This is a genomic window from Sphingomonas sp. (genome assembly GCF_035910975.1).
Taxonomy (GTDB): domain Bacteria; phylum Pseudomonadota; class Alphaproteobacteria; order Sphingomonadales; family Sphingomonadaceae; genus Sphingomonas.
This window is the reverse complement of record NZ_JAMHWM010000026.1, coordinates 154778-178968: the sequence shown is the minus strand read 5'-3', so window position 1 is coordinate 178968 and position 24191 is coordinate 154778. Positions and strand designations below refer to the sequence as shown.

The following is a 24191-nucleotide window of genomic DNA, read 5'->3' as shown; positions in this document are numbered from 1 at the left end:
GTTACTCCCAAGGATTTGATATAAGACCTACGCGGACGGCCATGGCTGCGGCGAGCATGGCAGCGCCGTAGCCGGCGACCAGAGCGGAGATGACTGCAAAAAAGGTGCCCAGGTGAGCGAAACCCACCTTCTGCCATTCGTACAATGAACCCAGTATCAGCAAGTTCAGCTTGACGGCCAGCCCGATAACCGCGCTCGCCAAAGCGGGCATGACCACCATGCCACCGACCAGCAACAGGAAGCCGATGAACAGATGGTAAGGTCTGGTTTCGAGCAGGATACTCACCCCTCGACACTCCACTGCCACATCATCGTCGCGCTCATCGCCAGCACGGTGCCGCCGGCGAGCGCCATGATGCCGATCATGCGGAAGGCATAGACCTGCCCGGCCGGGCGCGGGCGGGTGAGCATCAGCAGCAGCGTGGCGCCGGTCGCCGCCAGCACCGCCGCGACGGCGTACATGATGACGGTTTCGAGCGGCATCACGCGTTCGCCTCACCAAGCGCCACGCCGTCGGACGTGACCGGCTGCGCCGATCCCGCCGCCGGCCGTGGCGACTCATTGCTTTGCTCGCGCAAAGCAAGGGCGCCCACACCCGCACTCATCGACGTTCCCGCCACTTCACGACCGTCACCGTCTTCGTCTTGCGCGCGCCGACGCCGAACACGACGATGCCGAGGAAATAGCCGAAATCATACCAGCCGCCGTTGTTGGGCACGGCATAGACGGCGACGTCGGGCAGGAACAGCGACAGCACCCAGGCGACGGGGAAGATGAAGCCGTGCCAAGCCCCGAGCAGAAAGCCCGGCGTGTCGGGCGCGGCGCTGACCACCGACGACACCTGTTTCGCGCAGGCCGCCAGCGGGAGCAGCAGCGCGAGCGCCAAAGGTGACGCGAACGCGGTGCATTCGTCAGCCTTCGTCACCTTTGTCACCTTTGCCGCTGCGATCCGTGTCACGACGGCGCGCAGGCGTGTGCGAAAGCGCGACTCAGGGCTGGCGCGGCGATCCATGACAGCGGCATCGTGAGCGCCGGAATCCAAATAGGAAAGCGGTTTGCGGGGCGAGGGACCGGTCATGCAGCCAACTCCGCCCGCACGCGTTCTGCCGCGGTAACCATCCAGGGAGACAGGCCATGACCGACGCCAGCAATATCCGCGAGCATATGGACGTCATCGGCGCCGACGGCGTCCATGTCGGCACCGTCGACCGCGTCGAGGGCGACCATATCAAGCTGACGAAGAAGGATTCCTCCGCCGAGGTCGAGGGCGCGACCGGCAGCCACGAAGGGCACCATCACCGCATCCCGATCGGCCTGGTCGCCGAGGTGGAAGGCGACACGGTGCGCCTGAGCGCGACGGCCGCAAACGCGATGCTGTTCGAGGAAGAAGCGGACTAGGGGACGCGCACCTGCTGTCCCTCTCCCCTTGTGGGAGAGGGAGGGAGGCGCATAGCGCCGGAAGGGTGAGGGGGACGCAAAGATCACGCCCGCACCTCTCCAAGATGTTCCAGCACCCGCAGGATCGCGCCCTCCAGATTTTCGACCACATCGTTGTTCCAGAACCGAATCACGCGGTAACCCTCGCCCTCCAGATACTGCGTCCGACGCGCGTCGCGCTCCTCATCATGCTGGCCTCCATCGAGTTCGACGATCAACCGCGCGCGATGCGAACAGAAGTCGGCATGATATGGCCCGATCGGTACCTGGAACCGGAATTTCGCGACCGGCGCGGCTTCGCGAATGGCGCGCCGGAACCGTTTCTCGACCTCGGTCGCGTTGCGGCGCAATTCGCGGGATCGAAGCACGGTCAGCGGCGGCAGCAACTGACGCTTGGTCAGGCCTTCGACATTCCCCCTCACCCTCCCACGCCGCTGTGCGGCGCGGGCCCCTCCCTCTCCCACAAGGGGAGAGGGGGTTTGATCGCCCTCGCTTCCCTCTTCCCTTGTGAGAGAGGGATGGAGGCGCGAAGCGCCGGAGGGGTGCGGGGGCTGTGGCATCCGTTCACTCCATCCGCCCCGTCGTCAGACGTTGCGGGCCATGCCCGCACCGCTGCCCGGCGTGGCGAGTCCTGACCTTGCTGGCGCAAGGTCAGGCCGCCCGTGTCACTGACACGCCAGGCACTCGTCGTAATCCGTCGTCTCGCCCAAAGTGAACTGCGGCTTGTCGAGCGTGTTGTCGGCTTCCACGCCGCCCTGGCCCTCGCTGCCCGCGAAGCCCGCGCGCTGGATGCTCTTCGAGCGGAGATAGTAGAGCGACTTGATCCCCAGTTCCCAGGCGCGGAAATGGAGCATCAGCAGGTCCCATTTTTCCACGTCGGCCGGGATAAACAGGTTCAGCGACTGCGCCTGGTCGATATAGGGCGTGCGATCACCGGCGAGTTCGAGCAGCCAGCGCTGGTCGATCTCGAAGCTGGTCTTGAACACCGCCTTCTCATCGTCCGACAGGAAATCGAGGTGCGCCACCGATCCGCCGCGTTCGAGGATCGAATTCCACACCGCGTCGGAGTTCTTGGACTTCTCCGACAGCAGCTTTTCGAGGTGGACGTTCTTGACGCTGGTCGAGCCCGACAGCGTCTTGTGGGTGTAGATATTGGCCGGGATCGGTTCGATGCACGCGCTGGTGCCGCCGCAGATGATGCTGATCGACGCGGTCGGCGCGATCGCCATCTTGCAGCTGAAGCGTTCCATCACGCCCATGTCGGCGGCGTCGGGGCACGGGCCGCGCTCGACCGCGAGCGCCATCGACGCGGCGTCGGCCTGGGCACGGACATGCTTGAAGATCTTGAGGTTCCACGATTTCGCCATCGCGCCTTCCATCGACAGGCCGCGCGCCTGGAGGAAGGAGTGGAAGCCCATCACGCCGAGGCCGACCGAACGCTCGCGGCCGGCCGAATAGGCGGCCTTTTCCATGCCGGGCTCGGCGCGATCGATGTAATCCTGGAGGACGTTGTCGAGGAAGCGCATCACGTCCTCGACGAAGCCCTTCTCGTCCTTCCACTGATCCCAGGTCTCGAGGTTGAGCGAGGACAGGCAGCACACCGCCGTACGCTCGTTGCCCAGGTGATCCTTGCCGGTCGGCAGCGTGATTTCGGAGCAGAGATTCGAGGTCGAGACCTTGAGGCCCAGATCGCGGTGATGCTTGGGCATCGTCGAGTTCACCGTGTCCGAGAACACGATGTACGGTTCGCCGGTGGCGAGGCGGGTCTCGACCAGCTTCTGGAACAGCGAGCGCGCATCGACCTTGCCGCGCACCGAGCCGTCCTTCGGCGACTTGAGCTCCCACTCCGCGCCGTCGCGCACCGCTTCCATGAAGGCGTCGGGGATCAGCACGCCGTGGTGGAGGTTGAGCGCCTTGCGATTGAAATCGCCCGAGGGCTTGCGGATTTCCAGGAACTCCTCGATCTCCGGATGCGAGATGTCGAGATAGCAGGCGGCCGAGCCGCGCCGCAGCGACCCCTGGCTGATCGCCAGCGTCAGCGAATCCATCACGCGGACGAACGGGATGATGCCGCTGGTCTTGCCATTGAGCCCCACCGGCTCGCCGATGCCGCGGACATTGCCCCAATAGGTGCCGATGCCGCCGCCGCGCGAGGCGAGCCAGACATTCTCGTTCCAGGTATCGACGATGCCGTTCAGGCTGTCGGGCACCGAATTGAGGAAGCAGGAAATCGGCAGGCCGCGCCCGGTGCCGCCGTTCGACAGCACCGGCGTCGCCGGCATGAACCACAGCCGGCTGATGTAATCATAGATGCGCTGCGCGTGCGCGGCATCGTCGGCATACGCGGAGGCGACGCGGACGAACAGATCCTGAAAGCTTTCGCCCGGCAGCAGATAGCGGTCCTTCAGCGTATCCTTGCCGAATTCGGTGAGCAGCGCGTCACGGCCGTGATCGACCTCGACCGGATAGGGCCTGGCGATGTGGCGCGAATCCTTCGCATCGGTGGCCACGGTATCCACCGGCGCCTCCAGCATGGTCGTCGCGTCGCTCACTCCACTCTCCGCACTATCCCTGAAATCCATCGCCCGTTCCCTGTCCGTTCGTGCGGCGGGCCCGACTCGGGCGCACCGCCATGCTACCACCCTTGGCCGCGATTGTCCGAGAACAAATCGAGACCGTAGCCGGTGCCGGGGCAAGGTTCCTTTCGCTCCGCGATATGGTATCACGGACCGAAATCACCAAGGCTTGGGTTGGTCCCCCGACACAACCACAACAGATTGTGCCTGTTCGCCAATTAACGCAAGCGCGGACGATCAACGGTTCGTCGATGATTTGACTCGTCTCACAGCGCCGAAGGCGAAGGAGATCAGGCGCGACGCGTGGACTTCTCTGATGTTCGGCAAACGCAAGCGAACATCGAGGGAACGAAAAATATTTTGATGTGAGTCCGGTGTGGACAGTGTGGGCGAACGCTCAGACGAGGAAGCCTGACAGCAGCCGGGGCACCTGCCCGCTTTCGCCCCGCGCCTCGGCCATGAAGCGGTCCTTCAGCGGTGGCAGCTTCTGCACCGTCGACAGGCCGAGGCGGCGCACCGCGCTGGCGGTGCGGCCGGGGATGCCGAACAGGCGGGTCAGGCCGTCGGTGGCGGCGGCGACCATGAAGGTGTCGAGGCTGCGCCAGCGTTCGTAGCGGGCGAGGAGCTGCGCATCGCCCAGATCCATGCCGGTGCGGCGGCCTTCGACCAGCACCTCGACCAACGTCGCGACGTCGCGGAAGCCGACGTTGACGCCCTGTCCCGCGATCGGGTGGATGCCGTGCGCGGCATCGCCGACCAGCGCGAGCCGCGTGCCGGTGATCTTCGCCGCATGGTGAAAGCCGAGCGGATAGCTCGAGCGCCGACCGAGCCCGCTGAGCGTCCCGAGGAAGCCGCCCATGCGCTTCTCCGCTTCGTACAGCCAGGCGCGGTCCGACAGCTTGAGCATACCGGGGCCGTCCGCGGCGCGGACCGACCAGACGATCGCCGAACGATGCCCGTCCGCGTCGTCGTTGAGCGGCAGCAGCGCGAAGGGGCCGGCGGGATAGAAGATCTCGTAGGCGATGTTTTCGTGGCTGTGTTCGTGGTGGAACGACGAGACCATCGCCGCGTGATCGTAGGTCCAGCGCGCCACCCGCAGCCCCGCGGCGTCGCGGGTGGGAGAATTGCGGCCTTCGGCGGCGATCAGCAGCGCGGCGGCGACCTCGGTCCCGTCGCTGAGCGTCGCGGTGACGCCGTGGGGCGTGCGATCGACCGCGACCGCGCGGGTGCGCATGCGCAGATCGACGTTCGGCGCGGCGTCGGCGGCGTCGAGCAGCGCGCGGCGCAGGTGGCGGTTCTCGAACATCGTGCCGAGCGGATCGCCGTCGGCGTCGGGCGCGAAATCGAGCGCGCCGGGTTCCAGCCCGTCGCTGACGCGGATCCCCTCGATCGGGCAGCCGACGCCGGCCAGCCGACCGGTCACCCCGATCGCTTCCAACATCCGGTACGGCGCGCTGGCGATCGCCGAGGCGCGGCCGTCGAAGCCCGCCGCCAGGATCGTGTCGCGATCGGCGATGTCGACAATGACGCTAGTCAGGCCATGCGCCGAGAGCGCGACGCCGAGCGCGCTGCCGACCAGCCCGCCGCCGAGGATGAGGACGTCCGCGCGTTGCATCTATTGCTCACTCCTGATCCGCAACCGTTCGTGCCGAGCTTGTCGTAGCACTGTCCTTCTCTGGCGAGGAAGAAAGGCGGCCCTTCGACGGGCTCAGGGCGAACGGAAATGAAGGTTGCCCCGGTTCTCTAAGCACGAAGGCGGTGGCTGCCAATGGCGGCGCCTTGACGCCGAGTCCGCGCAGGCGGACAATATGTGCCTGAAATTCGGGGGTGGACGAATCATGGCGAGCCGGGCTGCGCCCTATCTGTGGCGCGACACGATGAAGGCGGGCGCGCGGCGATCGGGCGCGATGCTGGGCGCCGTCGCGCTGTTGCTGGCGACGATCGTCGTCGCGCTGGCGCTGGTCAGCTATCATCCCGGCGATCCGTCGCTGAACACCGCCGCGGGCGGGCCGGCGCGCAACCTGATCGGCGCGCCCGGCGCGGTGATCGCCGACCTGCTGCTGATCGTGCTGGGCCCGGCCGTCGCGCTGATGCTGCCGCTGGGGCTGGTGTTTTCCGCGCGGCTGTGGCGCGACGTGCCGGTCGGGCGCTGGGGGCGGATGACGCGCACGACCTTCATCGGCGTGGCACTGATGGCGAGCGCGTTCGCGTTCCTCTCGTCCGAATCGGTGCTGGCGCTGCCGGGCGGCTGGGGCGGGATCGTCGGCCTGGCCGTCGCCGATGCGTGCAAATGGGTGATCGCCCTGATCGGCGAGCCGACCGTGGCGCTGTGGACGCAGCGCGGCGTCGGCGTCGCGCTGGGCCTGGCGGGCATCGCGGTGTGGGTGAAGGGCGTCAACATCGACCTGAGCGAGCGCCGGCTGGCGTTGCCGCGCTTCGGCCGCGACCGGCGCGGGTCCGGCGCCGACGATCGCCGCGCGATCGAGGCGCCGGTCGACGAGCCGCCGGCCCCCGTGGCGGCGATGCCGCGCAAGGTCGCGGTGCCGACCGACCGGCCCGGACCGCTGATCGCAGACCGCCAGGTGGCGCCGGCACCAGCCAAGAAGGAAGCACGCCAGGCCTCTCTCGACCTGCGCGACAATTACAAGCTGCCGCCGATCAACCTGCTGACGCCCGCGCCGCCGAGCGCCAATCCGACGATCGACAAGGCCGCGCTGGAACGCAACGCGCGGCTGCTGGAAAGCGTGCTCGACGATTTCCACGTCAAGGGCGCGATCGTCGAGGTGCGACCCGGCCCGGTCGTGACGATGTACGAGCTGGAACCCGCGCCAGGCATCAAGGCGACGCGCGTGATCGCGCTGGCCGACGATATCGCGCGCAACATGTCGGCGATCTCCGCGCGGGTCGCGACGATTCCGGGACGCAGCGTGATCGGCATCGAGCTGCCCAACGCGCGGCGCGAGGCGGTGGCCTTGCACGAACTGGTCGGCAGCGACGCGTTCGACCAGGCGACCGGCCTGCCGCTGGTGCTGGGCAAGAACATCGCCGGCGATCCGGTGGTCGCCGATCTGGCGCCGATGCCGCACCTGCTTGTCGCCGGCACGACGGGATCGGGCAAGTCGGTCGGCCTCAACTGCATGATCCTGTCTCTGCTGTACCGGATGACGCCGGATCAGTGCCGGATGATCATGATCGACCCCAAGATGCTAGAACTCAGCATCTACAAGGGCATCCCGCACCTGCTGGCCGACGTGGTGACCGAGCCGCCCAAGGCGGTCCGCGCGCTGAAATGGGCGGTCGAGCAGATGGAGGACCGCTATCGCATGATGGCGAGCGTCAACGTCCGCAGCCTCGCCAGCTTCAACGACAAGGTGCGCGCGGCCAAGGCCAAGGGGCAGGCGCTGGGGCGGCGCGTCCACGTCGGCTACGACGACAACGGCAAGCCCCAGTATGAGGAGGAGACGCTCGACCTGGCGGTGCTGCCCCAGATCGTCATCATCGTCGACGAGCTGGCCGACCTGATGATGACGGCGGGCAAGGAAGTGGAATTCCTGATCCAGCGGCTGGCGCAAAAGGCGCGCGCGGCGGGCATCCACCTCATCATGGCGACGCAGCGCCCCTCGGTCGATGTCATCACCGGTGTCATCAAGGCAAACCTGCCGACGCGCATCAGCTTTCACGTCACGTCGAAGATCGATTCGCGCACCATCCTGGGCGAACAGGGCGCCGAACAGCTGCTGGGCAAGGGCGACATGCTGTACATGCCCGGCGGGCGCGGGACGGCGCGCGTCCACGGCCCGTTCGTCAGCGACGAGGAAGTGCAGGCGGTCGCCGATTTCTGGCGCGGCCAGGGCGAGCCCGACTATATCGACGCCGTCACCAACGAACCCGACGGCGACGGCGGCTTTTCGATGGACGGCGCGCCGACCGGTGACGATTCGCCCGAGGACCAGCTGTACCGCAAGGCGATCCAGCACGTCGCGCAGAGCCAGAAGGCCTCGACCAGCTGGCTCCAGCGCCAGATGCGCGTCGGCTATAACAGCGCCGCGCGGCTGATCGAGCGGATGGAACAGGACGGCCTGGTCAGCCGCCCCGACCACGTCGGCCGCCGCGAGGTGCTGATGGACGAGGACGGCCGGCCGCTGGTGTAGCTGAAACCATCCGGGTTCACACCGCGTTCAACGCCGTTCAGCCAAGGGGCAGACATGTACAGACCGATGATTATTGCCGCGGCCGCGTTCGCGATCGCCGTTCCTGCCGCCGCGCAGGCGCCCGAGCTGGCGCAGATCCAGCAGCACCTGCGCGCCGTCAACACGATGACCGCCAGCTTCAGCCAGACCGATCGCGCCGGCAAGGTGCTGACCGGCGTGATGACGCTGAAGAAGCCGGGCAAGATTCGGTTCCAGTATGAAAAGGGCGTGCCGATCCTTATCGTCGGCGACGGTAAGGACTTGTGGTTCCTCGATTATTCGGTGGGACAGCGCCAGCGCTGGCCGGTCGGCAATTCGCCGCTGGGCGTGTTGCTCGATCCGTCGAAGGACATTTCGCGATTCGCCACGGTGGTGTCGAGCAACGCGCCCAACGTGCTGAGCATCGAGGCCCACGATCCCAAGCGGCCCGAATACGGCCGCATCACGCTGATCTTCCAGAAACAGGCGTCGGCGCCGGGCGGGCTGATGCTGCAGGGCTGGGTGGCGCTGGATTCGCAGAACAACCGCACCACCATCCGCCTGTCGAACCAGAGGTTCGACGTGCCGGTGAGCGACGGGACGTTCCGCTGGCGCGATCCGCAGAGCCGCGGCCCGCGAAACTGACCGCGCGTTCATCTAAGCGACAGGAAAACACGGCTATTGCCTCCCTTGCGGAGGCGGGGGCCATCCTGTTCCGGGATTTCCCCCTGTTGCCCGGATGATCCGGCCCCCCCTCCTGCCTGCGTGACGAACGCCAGGTCGGCCCTCGCTCCATGCCCCCGGAGCGGGGGCCTTTTGGCATTTGGGGCACGCCGCATCCTGCGGCGCGACTCCAAAACGCCACGGCCGGCCGGCAACGTCCGTCCGACGACGCGGTTTCGCCGCGGCGTGGGCAGACCGGAAGGGCACCGTTGGACAGGCCCAGGCTCAGACCGGCCCAGGGCGAGCGGAGACGGTCTCCACGCTCCGCATCCCTACGCCGCCCCCGTGACGCAGCGGCGCAAAGCCCCTACATCCCGCCCGCATGACCCTGTCCATCGCCTCGTGGAACATCAATTCGGTGCGCTTCCGCATCGGCATCGTCGAACAGTTTCTGGCGCAGGAAGCACCCGACATCCTGTGCCTGCAGGAAACCAAGGTGATCGATGCCGATTTCCCGGCCGCCGCGTTCCGCGCGCTGGGATATGACCATGTCATCATCCACGGCCAGCGGATGCATCACGGGGTGGCGATCGTCAGCAAGGTGCCGCTGATCGAGGACGACCGGCTGGACTGGCAGGCGAACGGCGAAGCGCGGCATGTCGGCGTACGGCTGGCGAACGGGTTGCGGCTGGAGAATGTCTATGTGCCGGCCGGCGGCGACATTCCGGATCGCGACCTGAACCCCAAGTTCGGCCAGAAGCTCGATTTCGTCGAGCGGATGACCGCCTGGTCCGCCGCGCTCGACGTGCCGACGGTGCTTACCGGCGACTTCAACATCGCGCCGCTGCCCGAGGATGTGTGGAGCCACAAGGCGCTGATCGACGTGGTGAGCCATACGCCGATCGAGATCGCGGCGCTCGACCGGATGCAGGCGGCGCACGGCTGGGTAGACCTTGGCCGCAGGTTCCACCCCGCGCCGGCCCGGCTGCATACCTGGTGGAGTTATCGCGCGAAGGACTGGGCGGCGTCGGATCGCGGGCGGCGGCTCGACCACATGTGGGCGAGCCCGGCCGTCGCCGACAAGGCGGTGTCGCACCGCGTGTGCGAGCCATGCCGCAGCTGGCTGAAGCCGTCGGACCATGTGCCGATCGTGACCGAGTTCGATCTTTGAGCGATCCGCGCGCGGCGGCGCGGGCGATCGACGCGCTGCGGCGCGGCTGGCCGATCGCGATCGACGGGCTGGCGATGCTGGCGATCGAGACCGGCGATCCGGTACGGCTGGCCGCGTTCGACGCCGCAGGCGAGGCAGGCGTGTTGCTGTCGGCAGGGCGGGCGGCGACGCTGAAGCTCGCCAACCAGCTCGCGGCGGCGGACCCCGATGCGCCGGTGCTGGTCGGGCGCGCGGCATGGCTCGATTTCGCGGCGGCGACCGCGCTCGCCGATCCGCAACTCGACCTTGCGACTCCGCTGAAGGGCCCGTTCCGCGCGATACCGGTCGTACGTCCAGAGGCGGCGGCGGCGGCGTTGCGCCTCGCGCGGATCGCCGGCGTCCTGCCCGCCTTCTTCGTGCGGGAGGGCGGCGACGTGGACGTGGCGATCGCCGCCGCCGACATCGACGCGCATGAGGATGCCGGCCGGCTCGCCATAGCGACGCGCGCGCGCCTGCCGGTCGCGGTGGCCGACGATGCCGAGATCGTCGCTTTCCGCACGCCAGAGGCCGCGGGCGAGCATGTCGCGCTGATCCTCGGCCGCCCCGACGGCAGTCCGCCGCTTGTCCGGCTGCACAGCGAATGCCTGACCGGCGACGTGCTGGGCAGCCTGAAGTGTGATTGCGGGCCGCAGCTGCACGAGGCGCTGCGCCGCATCGCGGGCGGCGGTTGGGGCATCCTGCTCTACCTGCGGCAGGAGGGACGCGGGATCGGCCTCACCAACAAGTTGCGCGCCTATGCGTTGCAGGACCAGGGGTTCGACACGGTCGATGCCAATACCCGGCTGGGCTTCGCGATCGATGCCCGCGATTTCCGCGTGGCGGGCCGGATGCTGGGCCTGCTGGGCCAACGCCGGGTGCGATTGCTGACCAACAATCCGGCGAAGGTCGCGGCGCTGGAAGGCACAGGCATTGCGGTGACCGAGCGGGTGCCGCTGGCGCTGCCCGCCAACCCGCACAACGAACGCTATCTGGCCACCAAGCGCGACCGGACCGGTCACCAGCTTTAGGCCAGCAGGCGCGCGACATCCTCGAAGCTGTCGGCGATGTCGGCGACGCCGAGCGCGCGGAGGCGTGTATGGTGGCCGGGCGCGCAGTGGCTGCCCGCGCACAGGCCGATGACATGGCCGCCCGACGCCACCGCCCCGGTCGCGCCGACGGGCGAATCCTCGATGATCGCGCAATCGGCGATCCGCACGCCGAGCGCCGCCGCGGCGTGAAGATAGAGGTCCGGCGCGGGCTTGCCGCGGGTCACATGTTCGCGGCCCGAATAGATGTGGTCACCGAACGCCGAATCGAGCCCGATGTGGGCAAGGTGAGCGCGGATCCAGCGGCTCGAACTCGACGAGACGATCGCCCTGGGCAGGGCGGCCGGCAACGATCGGACGAAGGCCGCCGCACCGGCGACCTCCCCCACCCCTCCGGCGATCGCGCGGGCATCCTCCGCCGCACGCACCGTGTGGAAATCCTCGGGCAGGCCGCGCCCCATCCAGCGTTCGATCGCGCCGATGAAATCCGCGCCCGACAGGCCCATGAAGTTCGCCATCGAATCCTCGGGCGTGGTCGGATGGCCGATGCCGGTCAGATAGTCGGCGATCTGCCGATTACCGGCATATTCGCTTTCGACCAGAACACCGTCGAAATCGAACAGCAGCGCGCCGAACCGCATCAGCGCGCGCCGAACAGCGCGGTGCCGACGCGGACATGCGTTGCGCCGATCGTCACCGCGGTTTCCAGGTCGTCGCTCATCCCCATGCTGAGCGCGGCGAGCCCTTCATCGCGGGCGATCTTCGCGAGCAGGGCAAACCACGGCGCGGGTTCAAGGCCGAGCGGCGGGACGCACATCAGGCCGTCGATCGTCAGGCCGGCGGCGCGCGCCCCGGCGAGCAGTGCCGGCACCTCGCGCACCGCGCAGCCGCCCTTCTGAGGCTCGTCGGCGACATTGACCTGGACGAACAGCCGGGGGTGGCGCCCCTGCGCCTGGACCTCGTGCGCGAGTGCGGTGACCAGCGAGGTGCGGTCGAGCGAATGGATCGCGTCGAACAGCGTGACAGCCTCCGCCGCCTTGTTCGACTGGAGCTGGCCGACGAGGTGCAGTTCGATATCCGGGGTCTCGCCGCGCAGCGCGGGCCATTTCCCGACGGCTTCCTGCACCCGGTTCTCGCCGAATACCCGCTGGCCGGCGGCGATCAGCGGGCGGATCGCATCGGCGTCATGGGTCTTGGATACGGCGACCAGCGCAACGTCGGATGCATCGCGCGCCGCACGCTTCGCGGCGCGGGCGATGCGGGTCTGGACATCGGCAAGGCGCCGGGCGGCATCGTCTGCTGGCATGGCGCGCGCTATAGGGGGGTCGATGCCCCGCCGCCACCCCGTCCCCCACCGCTGGCTGATGACCGACGAACGGATGGGCGACGCATTGTGGGACGCGATCGGCCGGTTGCCGCGGGGAAGCGGGATCGTGGTGCGCCACCATGGCTGGCCGATGCGCGCGCGGCGGGCGCTGATGGCACGGATCGCGCACACGGCGAAACGGAAGGGGCTGGTGGTGCTGGGCGCGGGCGGGCTCGACGGGCCGGGCGGATCGCACAATGGGCGACGGCGGCGCGGGCTGGTCAGCCGGTCGGTGCATTCGCGACCGGAGATGGTGGCTGCGATCCGCGCGGGGGCGGATGTGGTGTTCGTGTCACCGGTGTTCGCAACACGGTCGCATCCCGGCGCGCGGGAACTGGGTGTGGTGCGGATGGCCGCGATCGTGCGCGGGGCGCCGATGCCTGTGGTCGCACTGGGGGGGATGAGCGAGGCGCGGTTCCGGCGGGTGCGGGGAACGGGAGTCCACGGCTGGGCGGGGATCGATGCGTGGATAGAAACGGGCTAGTCGCGGTGATAACGTACGGGCCTGCCGCCCGCAGGGGTCCGGATCGCGGCGCGAAGTGAATTCGCGCCGTCGGACCTCGCTTCGCGAGGCCGGCCGGATGATCCGCGATGCGCGTCCAGCTTCGCTGAACTGCGGCGGATCATCAGAACCTGAACGCAGTCCCCAGATACACCGACTGGCTGTCGCGGCGGGTGTCAGTGAGTTGCGGCAGGCGCTCGCGCTCGCTCTTGTAGCGGACACCGGCCGTCACATCGAGGTTGCGGGTAATGCGATAGGCGCCGCCGACGTCGATCGAATAGCTGGGCTGTTCGGCGATCAGGCGCGGTTCGTTGCCGATCGGACGCGCGGCCTCCGCCTTCACGCGGCCGCTGAAGGCGTTGCCGGTGTAGCTGACGCCGACATCCGCGCTCTCACGGCTGCCCGGCACGCCGGCGAGATCGACCTTGGCGAGATCGCCCGACACGGCGAACCGCTTCCAGCCCACCGCGACACCCAGGTTATAGGCGATCGGCGCCATGGCGATCGTGCCCGTCGTCGCCGGCCCGCGATCCGCAGCAGCCGCAACGACCTCACGCGACGAGCGGGCGCGCACCGCGACGGTCACCGCGTGCTGGCCCGCCTTGCCCGCGCCCGATGGGGTGAAACGGAAGCCGTTGCCGGCGATACCGGCGCGCGCCAGCACGGCGGCAAGCTTCGGATCGCCCGAGGCGGGGGTGAACGAACCGATACCCGCCGACGGATCGGCGACGCGACGGGGCGCGGTACGGCCGTCCTCGGCACCCATCGCCGGCACGACAGCGCACGCGCCGGCAAATGCCAGCACGAGGCCCGATCCGACGATGATGCGCATTGCGACCATTACGATTCCCACTCCAGGTGAGAGCGCTACCACGGAACGGCCGCGCGGTTCCACCGCAAGGAATCTTTTCCTGCCGAGTGTTGCAGCTTGTCCACAGACTCGCCGCGCGCTTGCGGCGCGCCGCCGGTGATCTATAGAGGCGTGTCGCCTGAACCATGGCTCGTTTTTTTCTGAGGACCCGCCGATGACCCCGCGTTCGCGTACCGCTCTCGTGAGCCTCATGTTGCTGGCGCTGGCCGCCTGCGGGCGCGGCGGCGACCGTCCGCGCACCGCCGACCTGGCCGCCAGCCAGGTGACGACGATCGGCGTCAACAGCTATCTGTGGCGCGCGACGCTCGACACGCTGAGCTTCATGCCGCTGCTGCAGACCGATTCGAACGGCGGCGTGATCGTGACCGACTGGTACACCAACCCCAACACCCCGACCGAGCGGATGAAGGTGACGGTGTCGATCCTCGACCAGGATCTGCGCGCCGATGCGGTACGCGTCGCGGCGCTGCGCCAGGTCAGCCAGGGCGGCCAGTGGATCGCGGCCCCGGTGCAGGCGGCGACCGTGCAGAAGCTGGAGGACATCATCCTCACCCGCGCGCGCGACCTTCGCCGCAGCGCCATCACCAAGTGATCCGGGCGCCTTACCCGCGCCCCAGCCTACGGAGCAGATGACCAGCCATGTCGCGGTTCGACGCGCAATCGGCCGATGCCAGGTGGCAGGCGGTGTGGGACGACCGCGCCACCTTTGCCGCCGAGGATAACAGCCCCCGCCCCAAGAGCTATGTGCTCGAGATGTTCCCCTATCCGTCGGGGAAGATCCACATGGGCCACGTCCGCAACTATACGATGGGCGACGTGCTCGCGCGGTTCCGCCGGATGACGGGGCACGAGGTGCTCCACCCGATGGGCTGGGACGCCTTCGGCATGCCGGCGGAGAACGCCGCGATGGAGAAGGGCGTCCATCCCGGCGCCTGGACCTATGACAATATCGCCGCGATGAAGGCGCAGCTGAAGCGGCTGGGCTTCGCGCTCGACTGGACGCGAGAGTTCGCGACCTGCGACCCGTCCTATTACGGCCACGAACAGGCGCTGTTCCTCGATCTGCTGGCGGCGGGCCTGGTCTATCGCAAGGAATCGGCGGTCAACTGGGACCCGGTCGACATGACCGTGCTGGCCAACGAACAGGTGATCGACGGCCGCGGCTGGCGATCGGGCGCGCTGGTCGAGAAGCGCAAGCTGAACCAGTGGTTCCTGAAGATCACCGATTTCGCCGACGAACTGCTCGACGGTCTGGGGACGCTGGACGCCTGGCCCGACAAGGTGCGGCTGATGCAGGAGAACTGGATCGGAAAGTCCGAAGGCCTGCGGTTTCGTTTCGCGCTGAGCGATGGCGGGGATGTCGAGGTGTTCACCACGCGCCCCGACACGATCTTCGGCGCCAGTTTCGTCGCGGTCGCCGCCGACCATCCGATCGCGCAGGCGCTCGCCGGCAATCCGGCGGTCGCCGATTTCATCGCGCTGTGCAAGAAGGGCGGCACCACCGCGGCCGAACTGGAAACGCAAGAGAAGCTCGGCTTCGATACCGGCATTACCGCCGCCCATCCGTTCGACCCGGCGATCCGCCTGCCCGTCTACATCGCCAATTTCGTGCTGATGGACTATGGGACCGGCGCGGTGTTTGGCGTGCCGGCGCACGACCAGCGCGATTTCGAGTTCGCCAGCAAATACGGCCTGCCGATCCGTCGCGTCGTATCGGACGGCGACAGGACCGCGCCCGATTTCGCCGAGAGCGAGGCGTACACCGGCGCCGGCACATTGGTGAACTCGCACTTCCTTGACGGCATGGACGTCGCCGACGCCAAACGCGCGGTCATCACCCACGCAGAGGCCGGCGGCTGGGGCACCGGCACCACCGTGTGGCGCCTGCGCGACTGGGGCGTCAGCCGCCAGCGGTATTGGGGCACGCCGATTCCGGTGATCCATTGCGAGGCATGCGGCGTGGTGCCGGTGCCGAAGGCGCAATTGCCGGTCGTGCTGCCCGAGGACGTCAGCTTCGACGTGCCGGGCAATCCGCTGGATCGCCATGCGACCTGGAAACATGTCGATTGCCCGTCGTGCGGCGCGCCCGGCCGGCGCGAGACCGACACGCTCGACACTTTCGTCAACTCGAGCTGGTATTTCATCCGTTTCGCCAGCCAACCGGGCGATGCGCCGTTCGACAAGGCGGTGGCGGAAAGCTGGCTGCCGGTGGGGCAATATATCGGCGGGGTCGAACATGCGATTCTCCACCTGCTCTACGCCCGCTTCTGGACGCGTGCGCTGCGCCGCATCGGCAAGATCGACGTCGCCGAGCCGTTCGCAGGGCTGTTCACGCAAGGGATGGTGACGCACGAGACGTACAAGGATCCGGCCGGCGCCTGGCTCGCCCCTGACGAGGTATCGGACGGCAAGGTGATCGCGACCGGCGAACCGGTGAGCGTCGGCCGCGTCGAGAAGATGTCGAAGTCGAAGAAGAACACCGTCGATCCGACGCCGATCCTCGACCGCTACGGCGCCGATGCGGTGCGCTGGTTCATGCTGAGCGATTCGCCGCCCGAGCGCGACCTGCCATGGAGCGAGGCGGGCATCGAGGGCGCGTGGCGCTTCGTCCAGCGCGTGTGGCGGCTGGTCGATGGCGTCGAAGCAGCCGAGGGCACCGATTCCGATCTCGACCGCAAGCTGCACCGCACGATCGCTGGCGTCGCCGAGGATGTCGAGGCGCTGGCGTTCAACAAGGCGGTCGCCAAGCTGTACGAACTGACCAGCGTGATCGAGAAGGCCCGGCCATCGGCGTCGCGCACGTCCGCCGTCACCACGCTGGTACGGCTGGCCGCCCCGATGATTCCCCATATCGCCGAGGAAGCGTGGGCAATACTGGGCAACGATGGACTGGTCGCCGATGCGCCGTGGCCGGAGGTCGATCCGGCGCTGCTGGTCGACGATAGCGTGACGATTGCGGTGCAGGTGAACGGCAAGCTGCGCGACACGCTGACCGTCGCCAAGGGATCGGCGAAGGACGCGCTGGAGGCGGCGGCGCTTGCATCTCCCGGGGTCCAGCGCATCCTGGAGGGCGCGACGCCAAAGAAAGTGATTGTCGTGCCCGACCGGCTGGTCAACATCGTCGCATGATCGCTCGCGCCGCCCCGCTTGCCCTGATGCTGATGCTGGCGGGGTGCGGGCTGCGGCCGTTGTACGGCGGCGTGGACAGCCCGGCGCGCGCGACGCTTTCACAGATCACGGTCGCGCCGATCGAGGGACAGGCCGGCTGGCTGGTCACTTCGGCGCTGAAGGACCGTCTGGCTGCGGTGGACGGCGCCAGCCCGCGCTACCGGCTCGACATAAGGCTCGACGACAGCATCACCGGCCTGGGCGTACGTCGCGACGATGCGATCACGCGCGAGCGGCGGACGCTGCGCGCGCGCTATCAACTGGTCGATCTGGCGAGCGGTGCCACGCTGCTCGACGCGACGGCGGGGTCGGATGCCGGGATCGACGTGGTCGGATCAGAATATGCCACGATCGCCGCCGAACAGACCGCGCTGGAACGGCTGGCGGGCATCGTCGCCGACCAGATCGTGGCGCGTGTCGCGCTCTACGGCCAGCGGAGCGGCTCCGCCCCCGCGCGACCATGAAGGCGAGCGCGGCCCAGATCGGCACCGCGATCGAACGCATCGGACGTGGCGGCGCCGCCGATGGCCCGCGCCTGATGCTGTTCTACGGCCCCGACGAGGCCGGGGCGATGGACCATGCCGCGCGGCTGGGCCGGGCGCTGGGCGCAGCGGCGGAGCGCGTCGACCTCGACGGCGCGGCGCTGAAGGCCCAACCCGGGCGACTCGCGGACGAGGCAGCGGCGATCTCTCTGTTCGGCGATACGCGGTGGATCCGCGTGACCGCGATGGGCGAGGAATCGGTCGAGGCGGTCGAACTGCTGCTCGCCGCGGCGAGCGTGGGCAACCCCGTGGTGGCCGTCGCTCCGAACGCCAAGGCGACCGGCAAGCTGGTGAAGCTGGCGCTCGCGGCGCCCGGCGCGATGGCGCTTTCCTGCTACCCGCCCGAGGGCGAGGCGGCGGTGCGGCTGGCGGCGGGGATCGCGCGCGAGCATGGCGTGCGGCTGATGGGCGATACCGCTGCGGCGATGGCCGATGCGGCGAGCGGCGACCGCGCCGTGCTGACCCGCGAGATCGAGAAGCTGGCGCTGTACCTTGATGCCGCGCCGGACCGTCCGCGCGAAGCCGGGGAGGATGTGCTCGCGGCCATCGGCGCCAATCTGGGCGAAGCGGAGATGACGATCGCGATTACCGCGGCGATCGAGGGGCGGCCAGCGGTGGTCGGCGCGGAGCTGCCCGGGATTGAGGCCGCCAACATGACTATCCCGATGTTGCGGTCGCTCGCCAAACGATTGATATCACTGGCGGATATGCGCGGCGAAGTCGACCGCGGCGATTCACCGGATCAGGTGGTGGAGAAGCACCGGGTGTTCTGGAAGGAGAAGCGATCGACCGTCCAGGCGCTGCGCCGCTGGAGCGCACCACAGATCGCCGCCGGCATCGCCCGGGTACGCCGCGCGGAGCGCAGCCTGCTGACCGGGGGGAACCCGGCGACCGTGGGCGCCGCGCACCAGATCGTGGGTCTCGCCCGGAGCGTGGAACGGCGCTAGATGCGCTCGCCGCTGAGGCGCTGGCAGACCATGTCGAGCTGGTCGAGCGTCGAGTAATCGAGCGTCAGCGTGCCCCCCGCCCCGCCATGGGCGATCCGCACCTTCAGCCCGAGCAGGTCGCCGAGCTGTCGCTCCAGCGCGACGATATCGGCATCGCGCGCGCCACCGCCGGCGGTGGGCGCGGGCTTGCGCGAGGCCGAGGCCGGCTTGGCCTCGCGGGCAAGGCGCTCCGTCTCGCGGACCGACAGCCCTTCGTCCGCAACACGGCGGGCGAGCGCCACGGGATCGGGCGCGCCGATCAGCGCGCGCGCGTGGCCCATCTCGATCGCGCCATCGAGCACCATCGATCGGACCGAGACGGGAAGATCAAGCAATCTCAACAGGTTGGATATATGGCTGCGCGACTTGTTGACCAGCTTGCCCAGCGCGTCCTGCGTATGGCCGAACTGGTCGATCAGCCGCCGATACGCCTCCGCTTCCTCGATCGCGTTGAGATCGGCGCGCTGGATATTCTCGACCAGCGCGATTTCCATCGTCTCGGCATCGTCGAGATCGCGAACGATGACCGGGACTTCGTGGAGCCGCGCCCGCTGCGCCGCGCGCCAGCGGCGCTCACCGGCGACGATCTGATAATCATGGCCGTGCGGGCGCACGACGATCGGCTGGATCAACCCGCGCTGCGCGATCGACTTCGCGAGGTCGTCGAGCGCGTCTTCGTCGAAATGCCGGCGCGGCTGCTGTGGATGCGGGGCGAGTGCGCTGACCGGCAGGGTACGAATGCCCGTCCGCACCTCGCCCTGGCTGCCCGCCACCGGCGCCTCGACGGCGGCGTCGCCCAGCAGCGCGCTCAGGCCCCGACCGAGGCCGGGACGCGCCTTGCGCCCGGATTGCGGAGCACCATCGTTCATGCCGCCACCTTTACCACATCGGGGAGACGCAGGATCACCTCGCGCGCGAGCGCCATATAGGCTTCGGAGCCGGCACAACGATGGTCATAGATAAGCGCGGGCAATCCGTGACTCGGCGCCTCCGACAGGCGGACATTGCGTGGGATCACCGTGTCGAAGACGACCTTGCCGAGTACCGCGCGGACATCGTCGGACACCTGGTCGGTCAGCCGGTTGCGGCGATCGAACATCGTCAGCACGACACCCAGGATCGAGAGACCCGGATTGAAGCGCGAGCGAATCCGCTCGACCGTACCGAGCAACTGGCTGAGCCCCTCAAGGGCGAAAAACTCGCATTGCAGGGGCACAAGCAGCGCATGAGCCGCCACCATCGCGTTGATCGTGAGCAGGCCGAGGGACGGCGGGCAATCGATCAGCACGACATCCCATCGCGCCTCGCTCCGCGCGATCGCCCGATCCAGTCTGTGGGTTCGCGCATCGAACTCGATCAGCTCGATTTCCGCGCCGGACAGGTCGACCGTCGCCGGAATGATATCGAGTCGCGGCACACGCGTAGCCATGGCCGCATCCGACAGCGCCCCTTCGCCAAGCAACAGGTCATAGCTCGACGATGTGCGATCGTTGCGGCCTATGCCCAGCCCGGTGGAGGCGTTGCCCTGAGGATCGAGATCGATAAGGAGCACACGCGATCCGGTGGCGGCCAGCGCGGTGCCGACATTGATCGCGGTGGTGGTTTTGCCCACTCCACCCTTTTGATTGGCGATCGCGACGACCCTCATCGCGGGTCGATGCCCGACGCGATGACGATGCCCGAGGCCGGATCGACGATACTCTGTTCCACGTGAAACGTCCCATGCCACGATCGCCGTGCCTGCGCCACTTCCGATTGCGCGCTCTGCCCCTTGGGCAGGATGTAGCGGGTGGCCTTGTCGGTAAAGCGCGCCGCTCCCCTGAGAAGATTGTCGAGACTCGCGACGGCCCGGGCCGACACGATCGTCGCAGGCGCGGATAGTGGCGCGGTTTCCGCCTTCGCCTGCAACACCGAGACGTGATCAAGGCCCAGCGCCGTCGCGCATGTTCGTAAAAACTCGGTTCGCAGCCGACGCGGCTCGATGAGGGTGACGGGGCTGGTGTTCAGTATCCCGATCACCAGCCCGGGCAGGCCTGCGCCCGATCCCACGTCCACCCAATTCTCCCACCGCTGCGGCGCATGATCCAGCAACTGGGCGGAATCGACGATGTGCCGGCTCCAGATCGCCGCCAGTGTCGATGGGGCGACCAAATTCTGCCGCGTCGCTTCCGCGTTCAGCATCTCGACATAGCGGCCAAGCATTTCCTGCCGCCCGCCATATCGCTCGCCGACCCACCCGATGGCCTGATCCTCGTTCACGCCGCGCTCCGTTTCACGTGGAGCAAAATCGCCGAAAGCGCTGCGGGAGAGATTCCTCTTATGCGGGACGCCTCATCCAGGCTGGCCGGCCGGGTCACCGCGAGACGCTCGACCATCTCCGACGAGAGGCCGGGTATGTCGGAATAGCTGGTGTCGCGCGGGATGGCCGCGGCACCCGCATTTCGCCGGCCAGCCACCTCACGCGCCTGACGCTCCAGATATGGCTGATAGCGCGCATCCTCGATGGCTTCAGACAGGATCGCCGGATCATAGTCGTCGGCGTCATCGATCAGCATGTCGATCGCCACATCGGGGAAGCGCAACCATTCGCGCGCGGGCCGACGGCTGCCGTCCTGGCTGATGCCCGCCCCGGCGGTAGCAAGCTGATCCGCCGTCACCTGTGTAGCCAGTCGGGCGTCGAGTCGCGCCCGCTGTTCGACGACGGCATCGAAATGCGCCCGTCGATCCGGCGTGAGGCAGCCGATGTTCGCTGCCAGACCGGAAAGCCGTGTTTCCGCATTGTCCGCGCGCAACGACAACCGATGTTCGGCGCGCGCGGTGAGCATGCGATAGGGCTCGGTAACGCCTTGCAGGACGAGATCATCGATCATCACGCCAAGATAGCTTTGCGCGCGGTCCAGCCGCATCGGCGACTCTCCAAGCGCCAGTGCCGCCGCGTTCAGGCCAGCGACAAGCCCCTGCCCCGCCGCTTCCTCATAACCCGTCGTCCCGTTGATCTGGCCGGCGCAGAACAGGCCCGGCATGTCAGGCAACCCAAGCGTCGAATCGAGCGCACGCGGATCGAGATAGTCATATTCCACCGCATAGCCCGGCACCGCCACCCGACAGCGCTCGAGACCGGGAATGGACGCGATCATCGATTGTTGGACATCGTCGGGGAGCGAGGTCGAAATGCCGTTCGGATAGACCAGATGGTCATCCAGCCCCTCGGGCTCGAGGAAGATCTGGTGCCCGTCCCGGTCGCCAAACCTGTGCACCTTGTCCTCGATCGAAGGGCAGTAGCGCGGGCCGCGCGCATCGATCGCCCCGCTGAACAACGGTGAGCGGTCGAGACTCCCGCGAATGATGTCATGGGTCCGCGCGGTCGTCCGCGTGACGGCGCAGGCAAGCTGGGGCAGACGCGGGCCGCGTGTCATCGGCGACATCGTCCAGCGCTCGGCATCGGACGGCTGTTCGGGTAAGGCGCCCCAGTCGATCGTGCGCCCATCGAGGCGCGGCGGCGTCCCTGTCTTCAGGCGGCCGATCGGCAGCCCGAGCGCCCGGAGCTGCTCGCCAAGAACGGTGGCGGCGCTTTCGCCGACCCGGCCTCCAACCTCCCGTGCCTCACCGCGGAAAATGCGTCCGCCAAGGAACGTGCCGGTCGCAAGCACCACGGCGGGCGCGTCGAGCCGGGTTCCATCCTCCAGCCTGAGGCCGGCGATCCGGCCGCCGTTCTCGTCCAGCGCGCTTGCCTCACCCTCAATGACGGTCAGGTTCGGCAATGCCGCGATCATTCGCTGGATCGCCGCGGCATAGAGCCGACGATCCGCCTGGATGCGCGGACCGTGTACCGCGATACCCTTGCTGCGATTGAGCATACGATAATGGATCGCCGCTCGATCGGCCGCGCGCCCAATCAGCCCGTCGAACGCATCGACCTCGCGGACCAAATGGCCCTTGCCGATGCCACCGATCGCGGGATTGCACGACATCGCACCGATGCGGTCGGCACGAAACGTCACCAGCGCGACGCGGACGCCACGCCGCGCCGCCGCAGCGGCTGCCTCGGTCCCGGCATGGCCACCGCCGACGACGATGACGTCGAATTTCTGCATGGCGTCCGCTCTAGAGGCGACGCGAGAGGCCGTCAAAGCGTTCCACGTGGAACATCACTTGCCGATGCAGAAGCGGCCGAACAGCGCATCCAGAACATCCTCGACATGCGACCGTCCAGTAATGCGATCGAACGCCAGCCGGGCCAGCCGCAGATTCTCGGCGACGATCAGCGTGTCGCCGGACGACGACGCTTCGTATAAATATTGTTCCGCATCGCAACACAGATCGCGCTGGCGAGTGTTGAGCGCCGGCACGTCGCCGGTGGGTACAAGCCTCGTCGCCGTATCCTGCAACGCGGCCCACACGGCCGCCGCCCCGCCCGCATCTGCGGTCGTCGACCCAACCCGGCCCTCCGGCACCGGGCGGCGCCCCGCTTGATCGCACCGTGGATGCACCTTGATGATCTGTGCCATGCTTGCGGGCGGCTCGCCGTCACCGAGCCACAAAAGGATGTCCGCGGCATCCGCGCTGGCGCGCGCGCGATCCACCCCGATCGCCTCGATCGGATCGTCGGTCGCATCGACCAGCCCGGCGGTATCGGTCAGCAACCAGGCCAGGCCCGCATGGGCGACCGGCGCCTCGATGCGATCCCGCGTCGTCCCCGCGATCGGCGACACGATCGCGGCGTCTCTACCAACCAACATATTGAACAACGACGATTTTCCGCTGTTCGGTGGCCCCGCCAGCACGACCCGGATGCCGTCGCGCAGCCGCTCGACGGTCGGCTGCGCGACGAGGATTGCGATCTCCACGGCCAACGCCCCCGCCGCGTCGCGCGCCGGAGCGATCAAGGCAGCCTCATCGGCCGCGTCGTCCTCGTCGCTGTGATCGATCGCCGCCTCGACCATGGCGGAGATAGCGACAGTGCGGTCGCTCCAGTCCTCGATCCGACGGCGCAGACCCCCTTCCGCGCTGCGCAGCGCCGCACGATGCTGCGCCTCCGTCTCGGCGGCGAGCAGATCGGCGAGTCCCTCCGCCTCGGTCAGGTCGAGACGACCGGCCTCAAGCGCCCGGCGGGTGAATTCGCCCGCTTCGGCACCGCGGCATCCCGCAAGGGTCCGCAGTGCCGCCTCGACCGCGCGCACCACCGCCCGACCGCCGTGAAGATGCAGTTCGGCCAGATCCTCGCCCGTCGCGCTGCCCGGACCGGGAAAGCACAGCACCAGCGCGCGATCGAGCGTCTCACCGCTGCCGGGGTGGCGCAGCCGCCTGAGCGAGGCGCGGCGCGGTGATGGCAACCCGCCCGCCAGCGCGGAAACCGCGGCGAAGGCGGCCGGGCCGCTGATCCGGACCACCGCCAGCGCCGCCGGCGGCGCCCCGCTCGACAACGCGAAGATGGTGTCGGTCATTCGTCCTTCTTGAAGCCGCTTTCGAACAGGCTGCGCCACAGGCCGAGCCCCACCTCGCCCATCGGCGCCCAGCCGCGCATCATCGTCTCCAGCATCTCCGGCGGCACTTTGCCCTGCATCGCCTCCTCCATCATCGCGACGTAGCGATCATGCAATGGAGTCAGGTCGGGCAGGCCGATCGCGGCCCGCGCCTCGGCAGGCGTGCAGTCGATCTCGACGTTGATCTTCATGG

General features: G+C 68.1%; 25 protein-coding genes. 10 read left to right on the top strand and 15 right to left on the bottom strand.

Going from position 1 to position 24191, the window contains the following annotated elements; translation table 11 throughout:
* Position 1: 1 nt before the first annotated feature.
* The 3 genes from VYI76_RS05395 to VYI76_RS05385 all read right to left on the bottom strand — a co-directional run bounded on the left by VYI76_RS05395 (position 2) and on the right by VYI76_RS05385 (position 925).
* Complete coding sequence (locus VYI76_RS05395; RefSeq protein WP_326523739.1) at positions 2 to 286, bottom strand: hypothetical protein; 285 nt, start codon at positions 284 to 286, stop codon at positions 2 to 4.
* Positions 283 to 483, bottom strand: a complete 201-nt coding sequence (locus VYI76_RS05390) for a hypothetical protein (RefSeq protein WP_326523738.1) — start codon at positions 481 to 483, stop codon at positions 283 to 285. The genes VYI76_RS05395 and VYI76_RS05390 overlap by 4 nt, the downstream gene beginning before the upstream one ends.
* Positions 484 to 601: 118 nt before the next feature.
* Positions 602 to 925, bottom strand: coding sequence for a hypothetical protein (locus VYI76_RS05385; RefSeq protein WP_326523737.1), 324 nt, complete (start codon positions 923 to 925; stop codon positions 602 to 604).
* 209 nt (positions 926 to 1134) lie between these two features.
* Here VYI76_RS05385 and VYI76_RS05380 point away from each other — a divergent pair, with 209 nt between their 5' ends.
* Positions 1135 to 1398: a DUF2171 domain-containing protein gene (locus VYI76_RS05380; protein WP_326523736.1), complete on the top strand. Its 264-nt coding sequence runs from the start codon at positions 1135 to 1137 to the stop codon at positions 1396 to 1398.
* An 83-nt stretch (positions 1399 to 1481) separates the two neighbouring features.
* Here VYI76_RS05380 and VYI76_RS05375 read toward each other — a convergent pair whose 3' ends face one another.
* The 3 genes from VYI76_RS05375 to VYI76_RS05365 form a co-directional block, all read right to left on the bottom strand.
* On the bottom strand, positions 1482 to 1859 hold the full coding sequence (locus VYI76_RS05375; protein WP_326523735.1) for an endonuclease domain-containing protein: 378 nt from the start codon (positions 1857 to 1859) through the stop codon (positions 1482 to 1484).
* Positions 1860 to 2102: 243 nt separating this feature from the next.
* Entirely contained in the window at positions 2103 to 4019 is a 1917-nt protein-coding gene (locus tag VYI76_RS05370) for a ribonucleoside-diphosphate reductase subunit alpha (protein ID WP_443018903.1), read from the bottom strand.
* A 391-nt stretch (positions 4020 to 4410) separates the two neighbouring features.
* The gene (locus VYI76_RS05365; protein WP_326523734.1) at positions 4411 to 5628 is read right to left on the bottom strand and encodes an FAD-dependent monooxygenase; all 1218 of its coding nucleotides are present in this window, start codon (positions 5626 to 5628) and stop codon (positions 4411 to 4413) included.
* Between the two features lie 223 nt (positions 5629 to 5851).
* On the opposite strand from VYI76_RS05365, the gene VYI76_RS05360 reads away from it, so the two are divergent.
* The 4 genes from VYI76_RS05360 to ribA all read left to right on the top strand — a co-directional run bounded on the left by VYI76_RS05360 (position 5852) and on the right by ribA (position 11062).
* Positions 5852 to 8164 (top strand): DNA translocase FtsK, encoded by a 2313-nt coding sequence (locus VYI76_RS05360; protein WP_326523733.1) that lies wholly within the window; start codon positions 5852 to 5854, stop codon positions 8162 to 8164.
* A 66-nt stretch (positions 8165 to 8230) separates the two neighbouring features.
* Positions 8231 to 8827, top strand: coding sequence for a LolA family protein (locus VYI76_RS05355; RefSeq protein ID WP_326523732.1), 597 nt, complete (start codon positions 8231 to 8233; stop codon positions 8825 to 8827).
* A 400-nt stretch (positions 8828 to 9227) separates the two neighbouring features.
* Positions 9228 to 10016 carry an exodeoxyribonuclease III gene (locus VYI76_RS05350; protein WP_326523731.1) on the top strand — a complete coding sequence of 263 codons (789 nt, stop codon included), beginning with the start codon at positions 9228 to 9230 and terminating at the stop codon, positions 10014 to 10016.
* The gene (gene ribA / locus VYI76_RS05345; protein ID WP_326523730.1) at positions 10013 to 11062 is read left to right on the top strand and encodes a GTP cyclohydrolase II; all 1050 of its coding nucleotides are present in this window, start codon (positions 10013 to 10015) and stop codon (positions 11060 to 11062) included. The genes VYI76_RS05350 and ribA overlap by 4 nt, the downstream gene beginning before the upstream one ends.
* Here ribA and VYI76_RS05340 read toward each other — a convergent pair.
* Both VYI76_RS05340 and VYI76_RS05335 read right to left on the bottom strand, forming a co-directional pair.
* The gene (locus tag VYI76_RS05340; protein ID WP_326523729.1) at positions 11059 to 11721 is read right to left on the bottom strand and encodes an HAD family hydrolase; all 663 of its coding nucleotides are present in this window, start codon (positions 11719 to 11721) and stop codon (positions 11059 to 11061) included. The two genes, ribA and VYI76_RS05340, sit on opposite strands and share 4 nt — an antisense overlap.
* Complete coding sequence (locus VYI76_RS05335; RefSeq protein WP_326523728.1) at positions 11721 to 12386, bottom strand: YggS family pyridoxal phosphate-dependent enzyme; 666 nt, start codon at positions 12384 to 12386, stop codon at positions 11721 to 11723. Before VYI76_RS05335 ends, VYI76_RS05340 begins: the two co-directional genes overlap by 1 nt.
* A 22-nt stretch (positions 12387 to 12408) precedes the next feature.
* On the opposite strand from VYI76_RS05335, the gene VYI76_RS05330 reads away from it, so the two are divergent.
* Entirely contained in the window at positions 12409 to 12930 is a 522-nt protein-coding gene (locus VYI76_RS05330; protein WP_326523727.1) for a thiamine phosphate synthase, read from the top strand.
* A 142-nt stretch (positions 12931 to 13072) separates the two neighbouring features.
* Here VYI76_RS05330 and VYI76_RS05325 read toward each other — a convergent pair whose 3' ends face one another.
* A complete protein-coding gene (locus VYI76_RS05325; protein ID WP_326523726.1) occupies positions 13073 to 13789 on the bottom strand; it encodes a hypothetical protein in 717 nt (238 codons plus the stop codon).
* Positions 13790 to 13973: 184 nt separating this feature from the next.
* On the opposite strand from VYI76_RS05325, the gene VYI76_RS05320 reads away from it, so the two are divergent.
* The 4 genes from VYI76_RS05320 to holA are packed head-to-tail and all read left to right on the top strand — an operon-like array spanning position 13974 to position 18476.
* Complete coding sequence (locus tag VYI76_RS05320) at positions 13974 to 14411, top strand: DUF3576 domain-containing protein (RefSeq protein WP_326523725.1); 438 nt, start codon at positions 13974 to 13976, stop codon at positions 14409 to 14411.
* A 47-nt stretch (positions 14412 to 14458) separates the two neighbouring features.
* Entirely contained in the window at positions 14459 to 16948 is a 2490-nt protein-coding gene (leuS, locus tag VYI76_RS05315) for a leucine--tRNA ligase (protein WP_326523724.1), read from the top strand.
* Entirely contained in the window at positions 16945 to 17451 is a 507-nt protein-coding gene (lptE, locus tag VYI76_RS05310) for an LPS assembly lipoprotein LptE (RefSeq protein WP_326523723.1), read from the top strand. The genes leuS and lptE overlap by 4 nt, the downstream gene beginning before the upstream one ends.
* Positions 17448 to 18476, top strand: a complete 1029-nt coding sequence (holA, locus tag VYI76_RS05305; RefSeq protein WP_326523722.1) for a DNA polymerase III subunit delta — start codon at positions 17448 to 17450, stop codon at positions 18474 to 18476. Before lptE ends, holA begins: the two co-directional genes overlap by 4 nt.
* On the opposite strand, the gene VYI76_RS05300 is transcribed toward holA, so the two are convergent.
* Genes VYI76_RS05300 through VYI76_RS05275 form a run of 6 tightly spaced genes read right to left on the bottom strand, consistent with a single transcriptional unit; the run spans position 18473 to position 24189 of the window.
* A complete protein-coding gene (locus tag VYI76_RS05300; protein ID WP_326523721.1) occupies positions 18473 to 19384 on the bottom strand; it encodes a ParB/RepB/Spo0J family partition protein in 912 nt (303 codons plus the stop codon). The two genes, holA and VYI76_RS05300, sit on opposite strands and share 4 nt — an antisense overlap.
* Positions 19381 to 20163, bottom strand: coding sequence for a ParA family protein (locus tag VYI76_RS05295; RefSeq protein ID WP_326523720.1), 783 nt, complete (start codon positions 20161 to 20163; stop codon positions 19381 to 19383). Before VYI76_RS05295 ends, VYI76_RS05300 begins: the two co-directional genes overlap by 4 nt.
* Positions 20160 to 20717, bottom strand: a complete 558-nt coding sequence (gene rsmG / locus VYI76_RS05290; protein ID WP_326523893.1) for a 16S rRNA (guanine(527)-N(7))-methyltransferase RsmG — start codon at positions 20715 to 20717, stop codon at positions 20160 to 20162. Before rsmG ends, VYI76_RS05295 begins: the two co-directional genes overlap by 4 nt.
* A 53-nt stretch (positions 20718 to 20770) precedes the next feature.
* Positions 20771 to 22609 carry a tRNA uridine-5-carboxymethylaminomethyl(34) synthesis enzyme MnmG gene (gene mnmG / locus VYI76_RS05285; RefSeq protein ID WP_326523719.1) on the bottom strand — a complete coding sequence of 613 codons (1839 nt, stop codon included), beginning with the start codon at positions 22607 to 22609 and terminating at the stop codon, positions 20771 to 20773.
* A 54-nt stretch (positions 22610 to 22663) separates the two neighbouring features.
* Positions 22664 to 23959 carry a tRNA uridine-5-carboxymethylaminomethyl(34) synthesis GTPase MnmE gene (mnmE, locus tag VYI76_RS05280; RefSeq protein WP_326523718.1) on the bottom strand — a complete coding sequence of 432 codons (1296 nt, stop codon included), beginning with the start codon at positions 23957 to 23959 and terminating at the stop codon, positions 22664 to 22666.
* Entirely contained in the window at positions 23956 to 24189 is a 234-nt protein-coding gene (locus tag VYI76_RS05275; protein ID WP_326523717.1) for a DUF6489 family protein, read from the bottom strand. Before VYI76_RS05275 ends, mnmE begins: the two co-directional genes overlap by 4 nt.
* Between the last annotated feature and the right edge of the window lie 2 nt (positions 24190 to 24191).